11 protein-coding genes are annotated in these 15,327 nt (G+C 68.0%); 9 read left to right on the top strand and 2 right to left on the bottom strand.

The annotated features are described in order from the left end of the window. The coding region (locus RKP46_RS02455) for a calcium-binding protein (protein ID WP_311105152.1) at window positions 1-1,217 on the top strand (1,217 nt) is incomplete at its 5' end. 130 nt (window positions 1,218-1,347) lie between these two features. On the opposite strand, the gene RKP46_RS02450 is transcribed toward RKP46_RS02455, so the two are convergent. Then, window positions 1,348-3,156, bottom strand: coding sequence for an SUMF1/EgtB/PvdO family nonheme iron enzyme (locus RKP46_RS02450; RefSeq protein ID WP_311098786.1), 1,809 nt, complete (start codon window positions 3,154-3,156; stop codon window positions 1,348-1,350). A gap of 68 nt (window positions 3,157-3,224) precedes the next feature. Here RKP46_RS02450 and RKP46_RS02445 point away from each other — a divergent pair, with 68 nt between their 5' ends. From RKP46_RS02445 to RKP46_RS02425, 5 genes are all read left to right on the top strand, one after another. Continuing rightward, window positions 3,225-5,594 (top strand): MFS transporter, encoded by a 2,370-nt coding sequence (locus tag RKP46_RS02445; protein WP_311105151.1) that lies wholly within the window; start codon window positions 3,225-3,227, stop codon window positions 5,592-5,594. Next, window positions 5,591-6,646: an ABC transporter substrate-binding protein gene (locus RKP46_RS02440; RefSeq protein ID WP_311105150.1), complete on the top strand. Its 1,056-nt coding sequence runs from the start codon at window positions 5,591-5,593 to the stop codon at window positions 6,644-6,646. Before RKP46_RS02445 ends, RKP46_RS02440 begins: the two co-directional genes overlap by 4 nt. Further along, window positions 6,637-7,461 (top strand): formyltransferase family protein, encoded by an 825-nt coding sequence (locus RKP46_RS02435; protein WP_311098792.1) that lies wholly within the window; start codon window positions 6,637-6,639, stop codon window positions 7,459-7,461. Before RKP46_RS02440 ends, RKP46_RS02435 begins: the two co-directional genes overlap by 10 nt. Before the next feature lie 63 nt (window positions 7,462-7,524). Continuing rightward, window positions 7,525-7,794, top strand: coding sequence for a metal-sensing transcriptional repressor (locus RKP46_RS02430; RefSeq protein WP_300334403.1), 270 nt, complete (start codon window positions 7,525-7,527; stop codon window positions 7,792-7,794). 9 nt (window positions 7,795-7,803) lie between these two features. Further along, window positions 7,804-8,943 (top strand): nickel/cobalt efflux transporter, encoded by a 1,140-nt coding sequence (locus RKP46_RS02425; protein ID WP_311105149.1) that lies wholly within the window; start codon window positions 7,804-7,806, stop codon window positions 8,941-8,943. A 57-nt stretch (window positions 8,944-9,000) separates the two neighbouring features. On the opposite strand, the gene RKP46_RS02420 is transcribed toward RKP46_RS02425, so the two are convergent. Then, window positions 9,001-10,284 carry a glycerate kinase gene (locus tag RKP46_RS02420; protein WP_311105148.1) on the bottom strand — a complete coding sequence of 428 codons (1,284 nt, stop codon included), beginning with the start codon at window positions 10,282-10,284 and terminating at the stop codon, window positions 9,001-9,003. Between the two features lie 411 nt (window positions 10,285-10,695). On the opposite strand from RKP46_RS02420, the gene RKP46_RS02415 reads away from it, so the two are divergent. Genes RKP46_RS02415 through RKP46_RS02405 form a run of 3 tightly spaced genes read left to right on the top strand, consistent with a single transcriptional unit; the run spans window position 10,696 to window position 15,303 of the window. Further along, window positions 10,696-11,889 (top strand): ATP-binding protein, encoded by a 1,194-nt coding sequence (locus RKP46_RS02415; RefSeq protein ID WP_311105147.1) that lies wholly within the window; start codon window positions 10,696-10,698, stop codon window positions 11,887-11,889. Beyond that, the gene (locus RKP46_RS02410) at window positions 11,879-14,671 is read left to right on the top strand and encodes an AAA family ATPase (RefSeq protein WP_311105146.1); all 2,793 of its coding nucleotides are present in this window, start codon (window positions 11,879-11,881) and stop codon (window positions 14,669-14,671) included. The genes RKP46_RS02415 and RKP46_RS02410 overlap by 11 nt, the downstream gene beginning before the upstream one ends. A gap of 29 nt (window positions 14,672-14,700) precedes the next feature. Beyond that, window positions 14,701-15,303 (top strand): YitT family protein, encoded by a 603-nt coding sequence (locus tag RKP46_RS02405; RefSeq protein ID WP_311105145.1) that lies wholly within the window; start codon window positions 14,701-14,703, stop codon window positions 15,301-15,303. Window positions 15,304-15,327: the final 24 nt, after the last annotated feature.

The raw sequence follows: 15,327 nt of genomic DNA, 5'->3' as shown, positions 1-15,327 counted from the left end.
CGGGCAACGACGTCTATGTCGCCGACGCCAGCGATACGCTGATCGAAACCTCGACACTGGCGAGCGAGATCGACACGGTTGAAACGAACGCGAGCTGGACACTCGGCGCAAACCTGGAAAACCTGACTCTGCTTGGCTCCGACAATCTCAACGGCAGCGGCAACGCGCTGAACAATCGACTGCTCGGCAACACCGGTGCGAATGTCCTGGACGGCGGTTTCGGTGCCGACAGCATGTACGGCGGCGCCGGCAACGACAGCTACATCGTCGACAGCGTCGCCGATCAGGTCTTCGAAACGTCGCCCAACGGCAGCCGCAGCGACAATGGCGGCAACGACACCGTCTATAGCAGTGTCAATTGGACGCTCGGCGACTTCGTCGAAAACCTCGTCCTCGGCAGCAGCGGCAACCTCAGTGCGACCGGCAATACCCTGGCCAATACGCTGCGCGGCAATGCCGGCAACAACCTGCTCGACGGCAAGGGCGGAATCGACGTGCTCGACGGCGGCGAAGGAGCCGACATCTATCTGATCGCGTCAGGCTTTGATCATCTGGCGGCAGAAATCGCCGACAGCGGAACGAACGGCACCGACGAAGTCCGCTTCTCGGCCGTGACGCCCGGGACGCTGACCCTCTTTGCCGGCGACCGTGGAATCGAGCGTGTCGTGATCGGTAGCGGAGCAGGCGAAATTGCCGTCAGCAGCGGCACCACCGCGCTCAACGTCGACGCGCGCGCGCTGGGCAACTCGCTGTCGATCATCGGCAATGCCGGCAACAACGTCCTCAGCGGAACGGCCTGCGCCGACACGATCAACGGCGGCGCCGGCAACGACCGCCTGATCGCCGGCGGCGGCAACGACAGCCTGACCGGTGGTGCCGGAGCCGACCAGTTCGTTTTCGACCAGACCCCGGGCGGCGCCAACAACCGTGATCTGCTGACCGACTTCGTCTCCGGCAGCGACACGATCCAGCTCAATCTGGCCGCCTTCCGCGCCCTCGGCACGACCGTGGGCAGGCTGAGCACCGACCAGTTCTGGTCCGGTGCGGGCGTCACGCAGGCGCACGATGCAAGCGACCGCATCGTCTACAACACGACGACCGGCGATCTGTATTACGACGCCGACGGCTACGGCGGCGACGCAGCGGTCGCCATCGCCGTGGTCGGTGTCGCCACGCATGCGCAACTGAGCTACGCCGACTTTGCGCTGATCGCCTGATCGACATTGCCCGGCCGGCGTGCGGCACGCCTCGCGCCGCACGCCGGCCGGGGCATGCTGCCTGCACGCGCCACTCACCGCCCACCATCGCCCGACGCGCTGCGCCGGGCACTGACATTCCTGCCAGCGCTCAGGGCGCTGGACGAACGACGCGGAAACCGAGCAACTGACTGCGATAACCGGCGGCGTTGCTGTTGCGCACCGCCGCGCGCACCGACGCCGGGCCGCTCCAGCCTCCCCCCCGATAGACGCGCTGCGGGCAATTGTCGTGTTCGCGCGGCGAACCGTCGCCAGGCGCGCCGATGTAGTTCACCGACTGACAGTCCTGCACCCATTCCCAGACATTGCCGAGCAGATCGTGCAGCGCGAAAGCGTTCGCCTTGAAACGTCCGACCGGCGCCGTCTCGACAAAGCCGTCGCGACAATCGTGTGCTTCCCAATTAAAGCGGCGCTGTTCCTGCGCATCGCCGTCGTGCACATTGGCGTACTCGCACGCCAGCGCCGGGTCATCGCCCCAATAGCGCGAAGTGCGCGTGCCGCCGCGCGCCGCGTACTCCCATTCTGACTCGCTGAGCAGGCGGTAGGCCTTGCCGGTCTTCATCGCCAGCCAGGCGACGTAGGCGCGCGCGTCGTGCCAATTGACGCAGACCACCGGGTGATCGTCCGTCTGGCGAAAGCCGGGGTCGCGCCAACTGCGCCCGACCTGGTTGACCCATTCGTTACCGACCCAGACATGGCACGCCGCCTCCCCGCGATAGCCGCTGGCCTGGACGAAAGCCGCGTACTCGCCGCGCGTGATTTCGAAACGACCGACGGCGAGCGGCCGGGCAAGGGTGACCGTGTGGCGCGGGCGCTCGTTGTCGCCGCTCCCCGCTTCACGCGTCGGCGCACCCATCAGGAAACTGCCGGCAGGAACCAGCACGAGTTCCGGGCAGTCGGCGCAATCGCGCAGCGTAGCGGCCGCGCGTTCGCCGGCCGCCGCCGGCGCACTGCTGCTCGCCGCGGCCTGGGTCAGCCGGCGCACGCGGCCTTCCGCCAGCGGACGGAACTGACCTTGCGGAAACTTCTCCAGGTAGGCACGGAAGTCGTCGACACTGTCGCTGTTCTTGATGCTGTCCCAGAAGCTGATTTCGAAACCGGCGGCCGACTGGCCGGCGCCCGAATCGGCTGCGCCAGTGCCCGCCGACGTGCCGACGAAAAAGAAGTCGCCGTCGATGCTGCCTTCCATCCACGGTTCCTGCTGCCCGCCGGAATCCTTGCGCACACCGGCGACGACGCGCTTCAGGCTCTGCTCGATCGGCTGCCCGGCAACCTCGATCTGGCGCAGCAAATGGTAGGTGTACAAGCCGTGCTCTCCGTCGCCGTCGGCCGCCACGCTGCCCGGTCGGGTGGCGAAGGAAATCAGCGTACCCGAAGGCGCGTCGACGCGCGCCAGGCCACCCGCGGCCGAGCGAAAGCGGCGGGTGAACGGGTTGTTGCGGCAGGCGTCGAGAAACATCAGGTTCAAGCGCGTCTTCGCTTCTTCCATGATTTCCAGCACCTGACTGACGTTGATACTGTTCAGCGGCACGTCGTCCTCGCTCGTGATATCCGCATCGACCGTCGGCAGGTAATTGATTCCGCGCACTTGCAGGCCGTGTCCGGCGTAGAAGAAAAGCGCTACGTCGCCCGCGCGCAGGCGGCTGCGGAATTCGCGCAGCATCGGCGCGATCTGCCGCGTCTGCAGGTTTTCGCGTTCGATCACGGCAAAGCCGAGCTTCCTCAGTTTGGCCGCGATGGCCCGCGCATCGTTGCCGGGATTGCGCAACGGCGACGAGCGATAGGCGGAATTGCCGACGACCAGCGCGACACGCTGCTCGGCAGCCGACAGCGACGCCGGCAACGCGCATCCGGCGATGAGCGTGCAGCAGGTCAGAATCAGCCAACGCAGTGTGTTCATCGGCGACAATGGTAGTATAAAAAATCGACTCACGACCTATTCCTGCCGCCCCCAACCGTCGCTGCCCAGTGTCTTCGCGACTCAATCCCGTCATCGGCGAACTGCCGGTCTGGCGCAGCCGCTGGTGGCGGATGGCCGCCTTGCTGCTCGCCGCGCAAGTTCTCACCTTGCTGCTGCTCGCCGCGATGCTGGTCAACAAGCAGCAGCATCTGCTCGTCGAGCTGACGCTGTCGCGCATCGAAATCCAGGCCGCCGACTTGGCGGGGACCTTGCGCACCGGCGCACTGAGCGGTCTGCACGTCTCCGAGATGGAGCAGCTTGCCGGCCTCGTGCAGCGCCTGCTGGCGGCCGAGCCCGGGCTGGCCGAAGTGGAAATCGTCGGCTTCGAGCGCGCCGGCGCATCGATCGTCTTTGCCGGCCGCACGGCCAGCGTCGGCCATCGCCTGTCGCCCGCCGAGTGGCGCGCGATGGCCGCCAGCGAGGGCTTCCAGCACGGCATGGTGGGTGCTCAGCCGACCCTGACCAGCACCGTGCGCGACGGCGCCGACGAGATCGTCGCCGGGCTGCGCCTCTACGCCGCCGAAGCGCCGCTCGCCGCCGGCACAGCGAAAATGATCGACGCGCTGACCGCGCCGCTGGCCGTGGTCGCCGTGTTGATGACCGTCAGCACGCTGGCCGCGCTCGCCTGGCTGCGCCGGCACCCCGACCTGCGCCGCCGCGTCCTGCTCTTTGCCCTGGCCGTGATGATTGCCGCCGGGGCGGCGATCGCCGGCCAGGCGCGCGCCGTGCTTGCCGACAGCCTGCAGCCGGCAATCGCCAGCAAGCTCGGCGGTGTCGCCGACCTGCTGGCTGGCAAGCTGGAGCGAGCAGCGGCGCTCGCCATCCCGCTCGACCAGATTCCGCGCCTGGCCGCGTATTTCGCCGAAATCGTCGAACGGCATCCGGAAGTCGCCGCCGTCCGGCTGATCGCCGGCGACGGGCGGCTGCTCACGCAACACGGCGACGCCACCGACGGCTGGATCGAACGCGCTGCCGGCCCGGCGCTCCTGGCGGTCGCCGGCGACGCCCGCTTCGTCGATCACCGGCTGCTCGAGCTCGCGGCGGACATCGCCATTGTCGCGCTGGTCGCCGTGCTCGTTTTCCGCGAATTGCTCGCCGCGCTGCTCGCCCGGCTGCCCGCGGGCAACGCAACGGCCGCCGCCGACCTCGACCGCGTGCAGGAACTGCGCCTGCCGCTGTTTCTCTTCATCCTGAGCGAAGAGCTGTCGCGCGCTTCACTGCCGCTCTACCTTGCTTCGTTTGCCGAACCGAGCGCTGGCTGGCGGCCGGAGACGGCGGTCGGCGTCGCGATCGCCGTCTACATGGCGTGCTTTGCTCTGGCAACGCCCTTCGCCGGCAAGTGGACCGATCGCTGGGGAATGCGCCGGGTGTTCGCGGCCGGCGTCGTCCTCAGCGTCGGCGGCTTCGCGTGGGCCGCGCTGGCCGACGCGTACTGGCAACTGCTGCCTGCCCGAGCGCTCTGCGCGCTGGGCTATGCGGCGGCGACGATGGCCGGTCAGCGGCAACTGATCGTCCTCGGCGGCGAGGCCCAACGCGCCCGCGCTTTGGCGCTGTTCGTCAGCGCGGTCAGCATCGCCGCCATCTGCGGTACGGCGCTCGGCGGCGTGCTCGCCGACCAGTTCGGCTCGCGTTGGGTTCTCGCCGCTTCCGCGATGGCCGCCGCGCTGGGCTGGCTGTCCTGCCGACGAATGTCGCTGGCCGTCGGAGGCGACGCCGCGGCCACGCGGCCGGCAGCGTCGCTGCGCTTTGCCGAACTGCTCCGTCTGCTCGGCCGGCGGCGCTTCGCCGCCCTGATGCTGGGCAGCGCGCTGCCGACGAAGATCGCGCTGGCCGGCCTGCTCTTCTATCTGACGCCGCTCGTCCTGCACGAACTCGGCCAGACACCAGCAGCGATCGGGCGCGTAATGATGTCGTACTTCCTCCTGGTCGCCGCGATCAATCCGCTGGCGGCATGGCTCGCCGACCGTCATGGCTGGCGACAGTCGCTGACGATTGCCGGTGGTGTGGTGATCGGCGGCGCTGCTCTGCTCGCGGGCAGCGGCTTGCTGCCCGCTGAGCACGCGCTCTGGCTGGCGATTGCCGGCCTCGGCGTGGGCACCGGTCTGGCCAGCGCTGCGATGCAGTCGCTTGCCCTGCGCCTCGCTGCGCCGACCAGCGACACGGCGGTCACCGTTGCCGTGCGCATGCTCGAGCGCCTGGGCAGCGTCATCGGCCCGCTCTGGATCGGCTTCTGGCTGGCCGGCAGCGGCGCGTCGGCAGCGCTCACAGCACTCGGTGTCACCGTTCTTGCCGCCAGCCTCGTCTGCCTTGGCGCGCAGGAACACGGGCGGCAGACGGCGGCAAACAAAGTGGCGACTTCGCCACTGCGATCAGAATGAGAAGCGTGCGCGCCGTACGCACCGCCTTCGCCACGCTGCTCCTGGCCGTTTCGCTCGGCGCCACTACCGGCCGCGCCGCGCAGCCGCCCTGGCGCATAGCGATGCTGCTCTACCGCGGCTGCGAAGAATCGTGTCGCGGCTTTCAGGACTACTTTCGCCGTCAGAACGTGCCGGCCGTATTTACGCTGCTCGACGCGGCGCAGGACCAGCGGCGGATCGCCGGCCTGGTCGCCGAAGTCAAACGGATACGGCCTGATCTGGTCGTCGTCTGGGGAACGAGCGTCGCCCTGGCCGCCGTCGGCACCTGGGACGCGGTGGACCCGGAACGCCACCTGACCGAAATGCCGGTCGTTTTCATGGCCGTCACCGACCCGGTGCACAGCCGCCTGGTGCCCTCGCTCGCCGGTTCCCGACGCAATCTGGCGGGTACGCTATACCTGCTGCCGGTGGCCGAGCAGTTGCGCGCGGCGCGCGCGTACCTGGACTTTCGGCGCGTCGGATTCCTGCTCAATCCGGCGGAAACCAATTCGCGCCTCAGTCTGGCCGAGCTGCAGGCGCTTGCCGGGCAGCTCGGTTTCGCGGTGCACGTCGAAACGCTGCCGCTCGATAACGGCGGCAGGCCGGAGGCCGGCGCGCTTCCCAAGCGGATTGCCGCCCTGGCGGCGGCCGGCGTCGATCTGCTCTACTTCTCGCCGGACAGTTTTCTCAACAGCCAGCGGCAAGTGATCACCCGCCAGGCCGTCGCGCGTAGGATTGCCGTCTTTGCCGCCGCCGAAGCGCCCGTCAGACAGGCAGATGCCTTGCTCGGCGTGGTCGTGCGCTACGACTACGTCGGCCAGTTCACCGCCCGCCTGGCGCTGCGCATCCTGCACGACGGCGCACGAGCGGGCGAACTGCCGGTGGAACTGCCGCGCCAGTTCTCCTACCTGATCAACCTGCGCGTAGCCCGCCGCCTCGGTCGTTACCCGCCGTTGCCACTGCTCGATGTGGCGGAAATCGTCGGCGGCAGCGACTGCGCTGGCACTTTCGAGAAAGGAGAGCGATGCGACTGATCCTCTGCGTGAAGCGCGACCTGCACGGCTGCATTTTTCTGAATCGCCTGATGCCGCGGCTCGCCGGTCACCCGACATGGATTCTGCTCTCCGACAAGGCGCGCACAGCCGAGAGCCAGATTCCCGAACTCGCCCGGCTCGCCTACCTGGAGCGCGTTCTGCCGATCGACCGCCTATTCCCGTTGATCGACAGCGCGCCTGCCGGCGGCGGCGAGTGGGCGACGTTCGCCGGTCTGGCGGCGCGTTACGCGACGCGCTGCGAAGTCGTCGAGGACATCAACTCGCCTGCCATGCTCAGCCGCCTGGCTGCCTACGCGCCCGACCTGATCGTTTCGGCGCGCTTCAGCCACATTTTCGCGCCCGCCGCAATTGCCGTTGCCCGGCACGGCGTGGTCAACATCCACCCGGGCGAACTGCCCGCCTATGCCGGATTGTTCTCGCCCTTGCGCACCGTCGCCGAAGGTGGCCAGGAACTGGTCTGCTCCCTGCATCGCGTCGACGCGGGCGTCGACAGCGGACCGATCATCGCGCTCGCCCGCCTGCCTTACCGGCGCGAACTCGGCCTCCTGGCGCAGATCGCCGAGCTTTACCCGCTGGCCATCGCGCCGCTGCTCGACTTGCTCGCCCGCCTGGCCAACGGCGAAGCGGTCGCCGGCGAGGCACAGGACCGCAGCCGGCGACGCTACCGTTCGCTGCCGGACGCCAGCGAGATCGACGCTTTCCTCTCCGCCGGACATCACTTGTGGACGGCGCCATCCTACGATTCGCTGCTCGCCCGCTTCCTGCGCCCATCCCCGGACTCGGCCAGCGCCTGAGCGCGGAGCAAGCCACCGTCTCACGCCTTGACGCATCCTCTCCATCAGGATAGGATCTGTCGAATGAACACGCACAGCAGCCACCCGGACATCATCAAGCGCCTGAAGCGCGCCGAAGGTCATCTGCGCAGCATCGTCACGATGCTCGAGAAGGAACGCAGTTGCCTGGAAATCGCGCAGCAACTGCAGGCCGTCGAGAAGGCGGTATGCAACGCCAAGAAGCTGCTCGTACACGATCACATCGACCACTGCCTCGAAGACGCCGTGCACAGCGGCGCACAGAGTGCAGACGACGCGATCCAGGCCTGCAAAGCGATCAGCAAATTTCTCTGAGGATCTCCGATGACCAGCTTCTCGACGCTGCTCGGGCAAGGCGCAGCCAACGCCTGGCTCTTCGTCCCCAGCGCCATCCTGCTCGGCGGCCTGCACGGGCTTGAGCCCGGTCACTCGAAGACGATGATGGCGGCGTTCATCGTGGCCATCCGCGGCACCGTAGCGCAGGCTGTTCTGCTTGGCATTGCGGCAACGATCTCGCACACGGCGGTGGTCTGGGCCATCGCGCTCGGCGGCATGTATTTCGGCCAGAAGTGGAGTGCGGAAACCAGCGAGCCGTATCTGCAAGTCGCCTCGGCCATCGTCATCGTCTGCGTCGCGCTGTGGATGATCTGGCGAACCTGGCGCGAGCAGCGCGCCAGTGGACACGCGCACGACGAGCACGATCACCACCACCATGCCGATGCTGGCCGGTTGATCGATACCGGCCATGGGCTCGTCCGCCTGCAGGTGTTCGAGGACGGCGTGCCGCCACGTTTTCGGCTGTTTCGGGAAGGCGCTTACGGCGACGCCTGGGCGGCGGCCGAGGTCTCGATTGAAACCGAGCGCGCGGACGGCTGCCGGCAGAGCTTCACCTTTCGGCAAGGCGACGGCTTCGTCGAATCGGAGCAGGAGATTCCCGAGCCGCACGCCTTCATCGCCCGTTTGCGCCTGGGGCACGCCACGCACAGCCACGATTACGAACTCGAGTTCGTCGAACACGAACATGCGCATGAGCACAGCCATGCGCAGCACTGCGGCGCCAACGCGCACGCGCTGTCGCTACCGGAGTCGCTCGACGCGCACGAACTGGCGCACGCCAACGACATCCGCCGGCGCTTCGCCAACCGACAGGCAACAACCGGGCAGATCATCGTCTTCGGACTGACTGGCGGGCTGATCCCCTGCCCGGCTTCGATCACCGTCCTCCTGCTCTGCCTGCAGTTGAAGGAAATCACCCTCGGCGCGACGCTGGTCCTCTGTTTCAGCATCGGCCTCGCCCTGACCATGGTCCTCTCGGGAACGCTGGCCGCCCTCAGCGTCAGGCACGCTGCGCGACGCTGGACGGGCTTCGGCGAATTCGCCCGCAAGGCGCCGTACCTATCCGGCGCGCTGATCCTGCTCGTCGGCCTCTATATGGGCTACCAGGGAATGCTGGCGCTCGCCTGAACACGGCCGGAATCTACGGCGAGCGCGCGCCCAGCGTCGGCGTCCGCCGGCAGCTTTTCAGACGATGAGGAGCGCGCGGAAATCGTTGACGTTGGTCAGTGTTGGACCGGTGACAACCGAATCGCCGAGCGCGGCGAAGAAGCCGTGTCCATCGTTGTCGTCCAGCCTGGCGAGCGGCTGGATGCCCAGCGCGCTGGCGCGCGCCAGACTGTCCGGCGCGAGGCAGGCGCCGGCGATTTCTTCCAGGCCATCGACTCCGTCGGTATCGCCGGCAAGCGCGTAGATACCGCGCGTTCCCGCCAGCGCGATGGCAAGCGCCAGGAGAAACTCGACGTTACGACCGCCCCGCCCCTGGCCGCGTACCGTCACCGTCGTCTCGCCGCCCGAGAGCAGGACGCAGGGCGCAGCAAAAGGCTGACCGCGCGTAGCCACCTGCAGCGCGATCCCCGCCATGACCTTGCCCACCTCGCGAGCTTCGCCCTCGATCGCGTCGCCCAGGATGTGCGTCGCCAGCCCAGCGCGCCGGGCAACCGCCGCGGCCGCCTCGAGCGCCTGTTGCGGCGTCGCGACAAGCTGCGTTTCGACTCGCGCGAGGCGCGCGTCGCCCGGCTTGATCGACTCGCCACGGCCGCTTTCCAGCAGATCGACGACCTGCCTGGGCAGCGCAATGGCGTACCGGCGGAGAATCGCCAGCGCATCGGCGCAGGTCGTCGGATCGCCCACGGTCGGACCCGAAGCGATGTCGATCGGCCGATCGCCCGGCACATCGGAAATGATCAGGTTGATTACGCGCGCCGGGTGACACGCGGCAGCCAGACGCCCACCCTTGATCGCCGACAAGTGGCGGCGAACACAGTTGATCTGCGCGATCGGCGCACCCGATCTGAGCAGATCGCGGCTCAAGGACTGCTTGTCGGCCAGTTCCAGCCCGTCGGCGGGAAGCGCAAGCAGCGCCGAACCCCCACCCGAGAGCAGGCAGACGACGGTATCCTCGGCGGCCAGCCCGCGCACACAAGCGAACATGCGCTGCGCGGCAGCGACTCCCGCAGCGTCGGGCAGCGGATGGGCAGCTTCGACGATTTCGATGCGCCGGCAACCGACGGCGTAGCCATGCCGCGTCACCACCAGTCCGGAGAGCTCGCCGGGCCAGTTCTCCTCGAGCGCGCTGGCCATCGCCGCCGAAGCCTTGCCGGCACCGATCACGATCAGCCGACCGCGCGCCGCAGCAGGCGCGCCGAGATGGCGCGCCAGCGACGGCGGAATGCACTGCGCCGGCTGCGCAGCGGCAATCGCCGCCGCGAACATCTGGCGCAGCAATGCGCGCGCCTCTTCGTCGTTCATCGCCCATTCCTCATTCTTGACCCCGGCCCTGGCCACAGCCTTGACCCCGTCTCGCGGCTCGTCGCTATGCCTCTTGCACGCCTCCGGCACCTGCGATTCTGCCGCAAGCGCAGGCCGCTCGCCACCCGCCGAACGCTCGCTCGCGGCACACGCCGACCATCGCCGGAACGGCGGCAACACGGAAAGCACGCACCGGCGAGCGCCCGGAGGCAGCGGCGGCGTTCGGAACCGCCGGTGCCGGCGCAAGCCGTGGCTTCGCTGCACGCACGCGCCGGCCGCCGTTGATCGCCGCGAAAACGCAGCGGCGTTGCCAACGCATGAAGATTATTCAAAAATGTAGTAATACATTATTGACGCAATTCATCATCGCATTGATACTGTCGCCTACAACAAGCGGATCGGAGACCCAGAATGCCCATCAGAGTCGGCAACAAGGCGGACGGCGACGACTTTTTCGACCGCACGGCCGAACGCGAGGACCTCTGGCGCTACCTGGCCGGCAACCATGTCGTGCTCAGCGGCGCGCGCCGGCTCGGCAAGACCTCGCTCCTGCAGCGTGTGGCCGAAGAAGCAGCCGAACGTGGCTGGCAGGCCCGCCTGCTCGATGTCGAAGGAATCGACAGCGCCGAAGCCTTCGTCGACCAACTGGCACGCGCCTTTGACGAGGCAACGCTGAGCGGGGGCCGCCGCTCGGTGGGGGCCGCCGTCACCCGCGTGTTCGCGTCGCTACGCAAGGTGGACGTCCGGGTTCCGGGCGGCGCCGGCGTCGGCCTCGAACTGCAGGCACTCGCCGAAACACCCTGGCGCAAGGCGGCGCTGGCGCTGCAGGAGCGCGTCTCCGGACAGACGCAACTCTTCCTGATCGACGAATTCTCGGTCTTTCTCGACAAACTGCTGGCGCGCGACGCGCTCGACGGCGAGCGCCTGCTCGGCTGGCTGCGCGCGTGGCGCCAGCAAGCGGGGCTGGCCTGCCGTTTCGTCTTCTCCGGGTCGATCGGCCTCAATGCGCTGCTCGCGCGCCATCACCTGAGCACGCGCTTCAACGACTGCGCGGACTTCCGCCTTGGCCCGTTCAAGCCTGCCGCAGCACTCGCCATGCTCGCCGAACTGGCGCAGCGCGAACAGTGGCCGGTCGCCGCCGACAGCCTGGAGCATCTCTGCCGGCGCGTCGGCTGGCTGTCGCCCTTCTACTTGAATCTCCTGCTCGACGGCAGCCTGCAGGCGGCGCGCGAACGTCTCGAAGAAGACCGCACAGCGCAACGTCTGCTCACCACCGACGACATCGACGCCGCCTACGATCGCCTGCTGGCCAACCGCTCGCGTTTCTTCCACTGGTTTCAGCGCCTGGCGCGCGAACTCCAGGAACCGCAGCTCTCGTTCACGCTGGCTTTGCTGGCGGCTGTCGCGCGCGCCGAAAACGGCCTCAGCCGGCGCCAGCTCGCCGCCCGCCTGACGCGCCACGAGCCCAACCCCGACCGGCGCGCCGAGCGCCTCGACGAAGCGCTGCTGCTGCTCGAAGAAGACGGCTATCTCGACGCCGGCGAAACGATCCACTTCCCGTCGTTCCTGCTGCGCGACTACTGGCGGCGCAACCATGGCCGCTGATCTGTCGCGCGCCCGCGCCGCCGCCGTGCTGCGTCCGCAGCCACCCACCGCGCCGCTCGGTACGACCTTGAAATACAACCCGCAGTTGTGGGGCGACGACGAACTGCGGGCGATTTTCGTCGCCCGCCTGGGCGAACTGCAGCGCCTGCTCGACGCCTTGCGCAACACGCCGGCGGGCAAGGTTCCGCAGCACATCCTGATCACCGGCCAGCGCGGCATGGGCAAGACGACGCTACTCCGTCGTCTGGCGCTCGCCGTGCGCGACGACGCCGAACTGGCCGCCGCCTGGCGCGTCCTCGACTTTCCCGAAGAACAATACACGGTCAGCAAGCTGAGCGAATTCTGGCGCAACGTGCTCGACGCGCTGGCCGACAATCTGGAAACCCAGGGGGCGACGACGGCCGAACTCGCCGCTCTCGACGCCGCCATCGGCGAAATCGACGCCCTGCCACCGCCCGAACAGGAAGACGCCGCGCTCGATCTGCTCAGCGACTGGCTTGCCGAGCACCGGCAACGCGTCGTCCTCCTGATCGACAGCAGCGACCTGCTATTCGCCAACCTGGCCGGCGGCGGCACGGCGCGCAAGGAACAGCGCCCCATCGCCGACGCCAGCGCGACGCCGCTCTGGCGCTTGCGCAAGACGCTCAGCCACCAGCCGGAGATCTTCTGGATTGGCGCCTCGTATCAGGCGCTGGAAGCGCAGAACCACTACCACGACGCCTTTCACGACTTCTTCGACCTGTGCGAACTGCGCCCGCTCGGCGTAGACCAGATGCGCCAGGCGCTGCTCGCCCTGGCGCGCGTCTTCGGCATCGGCGGCCAGCAGGGCGAGGCAGGAGCGGGAGCGCTCGCCGCCCGCCTCGACTCACGCCCCGAGCGGCTGAAGGCGCTGCGCGCGATGACCGGCGGCAACCCGCGCACGACTGTCCTGCTTTTCGACCTCTTCGCGGCGAATGGCGACGGCAACGTGCACAGCGACCTGCGCGGCCTGCTCGACATGATGACGCCGCTCTACAAGGCGCGCATGGAGAACCTGGCCGAACAGCCACGCAAGATCCTGGCCCACCTGATGGAACTCTGGGCGCCACAAGCCGCGCGCGAACTGGCGCAGGCGGCCGGCCTACCGGTGACCACGGTCAGCGGCCAACTGACCCGGCTGGAAAGCGAAGCGCTGGTCGACAAGGTGCGCCTGCCCGGCGCTCGCCGCAACGGCTACCAGGTGAGCGAGCGGCTATTCAACGTCTGGTACCTGATGCGCTACGCGCCGCGCCGCATGCGCCAGCGGCTGAACTGGCTGGTCGAATTCATGCGCCTGTGGTTCTCGGGCGAAGAACTGCTCGCCCAGGCGCAGTTTCGCCTTGCGCGGCACGCGGCCGGCGAAGTCGACGAGGCAGCGCTCGACTACTCGCCCGCACTCGCCGCGACCTTGCCGGAAGCGCGCAGCGAACGCTGCCAGCTCGAATGGTCGGTCTTTTCGGCCGTCCGCCAGCACGCAACCGACACGCGGCGCGCGCTGCACGAACTCTTCGACCTCGACGGCGACGATCGCGCCTACGCCACCGCCGACGACTACCTGCAGCGCTTTGGCGCACTCGACGCCGGCCTGGCGCAATGCCCGCACGCCGCCGACGCGCTGACCGAGTGGATAGACGCCGTCAAGGGCTCGCTGTCGCTTTCGCTGACAGCAAAGGAAAGTATCGCCCGAAAATCCGCAAAGCTGAGCAAGTCCCAGTACCAAGCGCTGGTCCAGTCCCTTGCCGACGAACGCCAGCACTGGGACGAACGCTCGTCGCCGGCTGCGGCCGCGGCGCTCCGCCGCGCGACGCTCGCCGGCGCCTTCTTCCCCGACTGCCCCGATTCACGCCTGTTCTACACACAGAGCATGGCCAGCTTCGCCGAACAGCCGGCCGCTTTCGTCTTCGCCGTCATTCTCTTGGCCCACAAATTCAACGACGAATGGCTGGACAAGGCGGTGCGTCGGGCGATGACGCTCGACATCCAGGACGCTCGCGCCTGGAACGAACTCGGCAACCTTTTGAAAAACCGTCTAACACGCTACGACGAAGCCGAAAGCGCCTACCGCCGGGCAATCGAGCTCAACGCGAGGCTTGCCCGCCCCTGGAACAACCTCGGTAACCTGTTGCAGGACCAACTCGCCCACTATGGTGATGCCGAAGTCGCGTACCGCCAGGCGATCGAACTCGGCGCGAGGTGTGCCCAGCCCTGGAACGAACTCGGCAATCTGCTGAGCAACCACCTCGCACGCTACAGCGAAGCCGAGAACGCCTATCGCCAAGCGATCGACCTCGATCCCGACGACCCCTTTGTCGTTGCCAACCTGGCGCGCCTGCTTGCCGCGCGCGGACAACGCTCGGCAGCGACGCCGCTCTTCCGGCAAGTAATAGCGACGAGCGAGTCGCCACGCTGGACAACGAACGACAAGCGCGCGCTGCGCCTGCAGGCCGAATTGTGGCTCGGCAACCGCGATTCGGCACGTCTGCTGCTCGCTGATCTCGCGCAACCGGCGGCCAACGGCGACGCTTACGCCTTCTGGCTCCTGCGTGAACAGCTTGGCGAGTGCCACCGTCTGGGGATAGCCGCTGAACTCGTCGCCCTGCTCGAAGAGAGCGCCTTGGCCGATTTCCTCCGGCCGCTGGCGCTGGCCCTGCGCGCGGCGAACGGCGAGGACGTGCTCGCCGCGGCGCCGCCGGAGGTCGCGGCGCTGGCCGAAGAAATCTGCGCCACGCTTGTCCGGCCCGCCAGCCGCGCGCAATCGGCGTAGCATTGGCGGCTGCACTCTCCGCCTGCCCGATGCCCGCTCCGCTGCGTCACAGCCTCTTCGAAGACCTGCAGGCCCTCGCCGCTGCCGCCCTGCTCGGATCGCTCGGCCTTGGCCTGCTCAAACACGCCGGCCTGATCACCGGTGGAACGGTCGGGCTTGCCTTCCTCGCCCACTATGCAAGCACCGCGCCGCTCGGCGCTCTGCTTTTCGCGATCAACCTCCCTTTCATCGCCTTTGCCTGGTTCACGCTGGGCCGCGCCTTTACGCTGAAGACGCTGTGCGCGATCGGGCTGCTCGCCGTCGCCACCGACGCGCTGCCGCGCGTGCTCGCCATCGAACGCCTCGATCCGCTCTTCGCGGCAATCACTGGCGGTCTGTTGGCCGGCGTGAGCATGATCATCCTCTTTCGCCACGGCGCCAGCCTCGGCGGGCTGAACATCGTCGTGCACTGGCTGCAGGAGCGCTTCGGCTGGCGCGCCGGCTACCTGCAACTGGCGATCGACGCGGCGATCATCGCCGCAGCTTTGGCTCTGGTGCCGGTCGAGCGCATCCTGGTCTCGTTGCTCGGCGCCGCGGTGCTCAACCTGACGCTGGCGATCAACCACCGTCCAGGCCGCTACATGGCCGCCTGAGCGGTCGGCGCCAGCCGGAAAGCG

The sequence above is a fragment of the Accumulibacter sp. genome, assembly GCF_031732815.1.
Classification (GTDB): domain Bacteria; phylum Pseudomonadota; class Gammaproteobacteria; order Burkholderiales; family Rhodocyclaceae; genus Accumulibacter.
This window is presented reverse-complemented; position numbering and strand designations above follow the sequence as displayed.

Bases quoted from the DNA above. Each gene is read 5' to 3' on its own strand.
- RKP46_RS02450 (WP_311098786.1), bottom strand. From the start codon at position 3,156: ATGAACACACTGCGTTGGCTGATTCTGACCTGCTGCACGCTCATCGCC.
- RKP46_RS02440 (WP_311105150.1), top strand. From the start codon at position 5,591: ATGAGAAGCGTGCGCGCCGTACGCACCGCCTTCGCCACGCTGCTCCTG.
- RKP46_RS02435 (WP_311098792.1), top strand. From the start codon at position 6,637: ATGCGACTGATCCTCTGCGTGAAGCGCGACCTGCACGGCTGCATTTTT.
- RKP46_RS02430 (WP_300334403.1), top strand. From the start codon at position 7,525: ATGAACACGCACAGCAGCCACCCGGACATCATCAAGCGCCTGAAGCGC.
- RKP46_RS02425 (WP_311105149.1), top strand. From the start codon at position 7,804: ATGACCAGCTTCTCGACGCTGCTCGGGCAAGGCGCAGCCAACGCCTGG.
- RKP46_RS02420 (WP_311105148.1), bottom strand. From the start codon at position 10,284: ATGAACGACGAAGAGGCGCGCGCATTGCTGCGCCAGATGTTCGCGGCG.
- RKP46_RS02415 (WP_311105147.1), top strand. From the start codon at position 10,696: ATGCCCATCAGAGTCGGCAACAAGGCGGACGGCGACGACTTTTTCGAC.
- RKP46_RS02410 (WP_311105146.1), top strand. From the start codon at position 11,879: ATGGCCGCTGATCTGTCGCGCGCCCGCGCCGCCGCCGTGCTGCGTCCG.
- RKP46_RS02405 (WP_311105145.1), top strand. From the start codon at position 14,701: ATGCCCGCTCCGCTGCGTCACAGCCTCTTCGAAGACCTGCAGGCCCTC.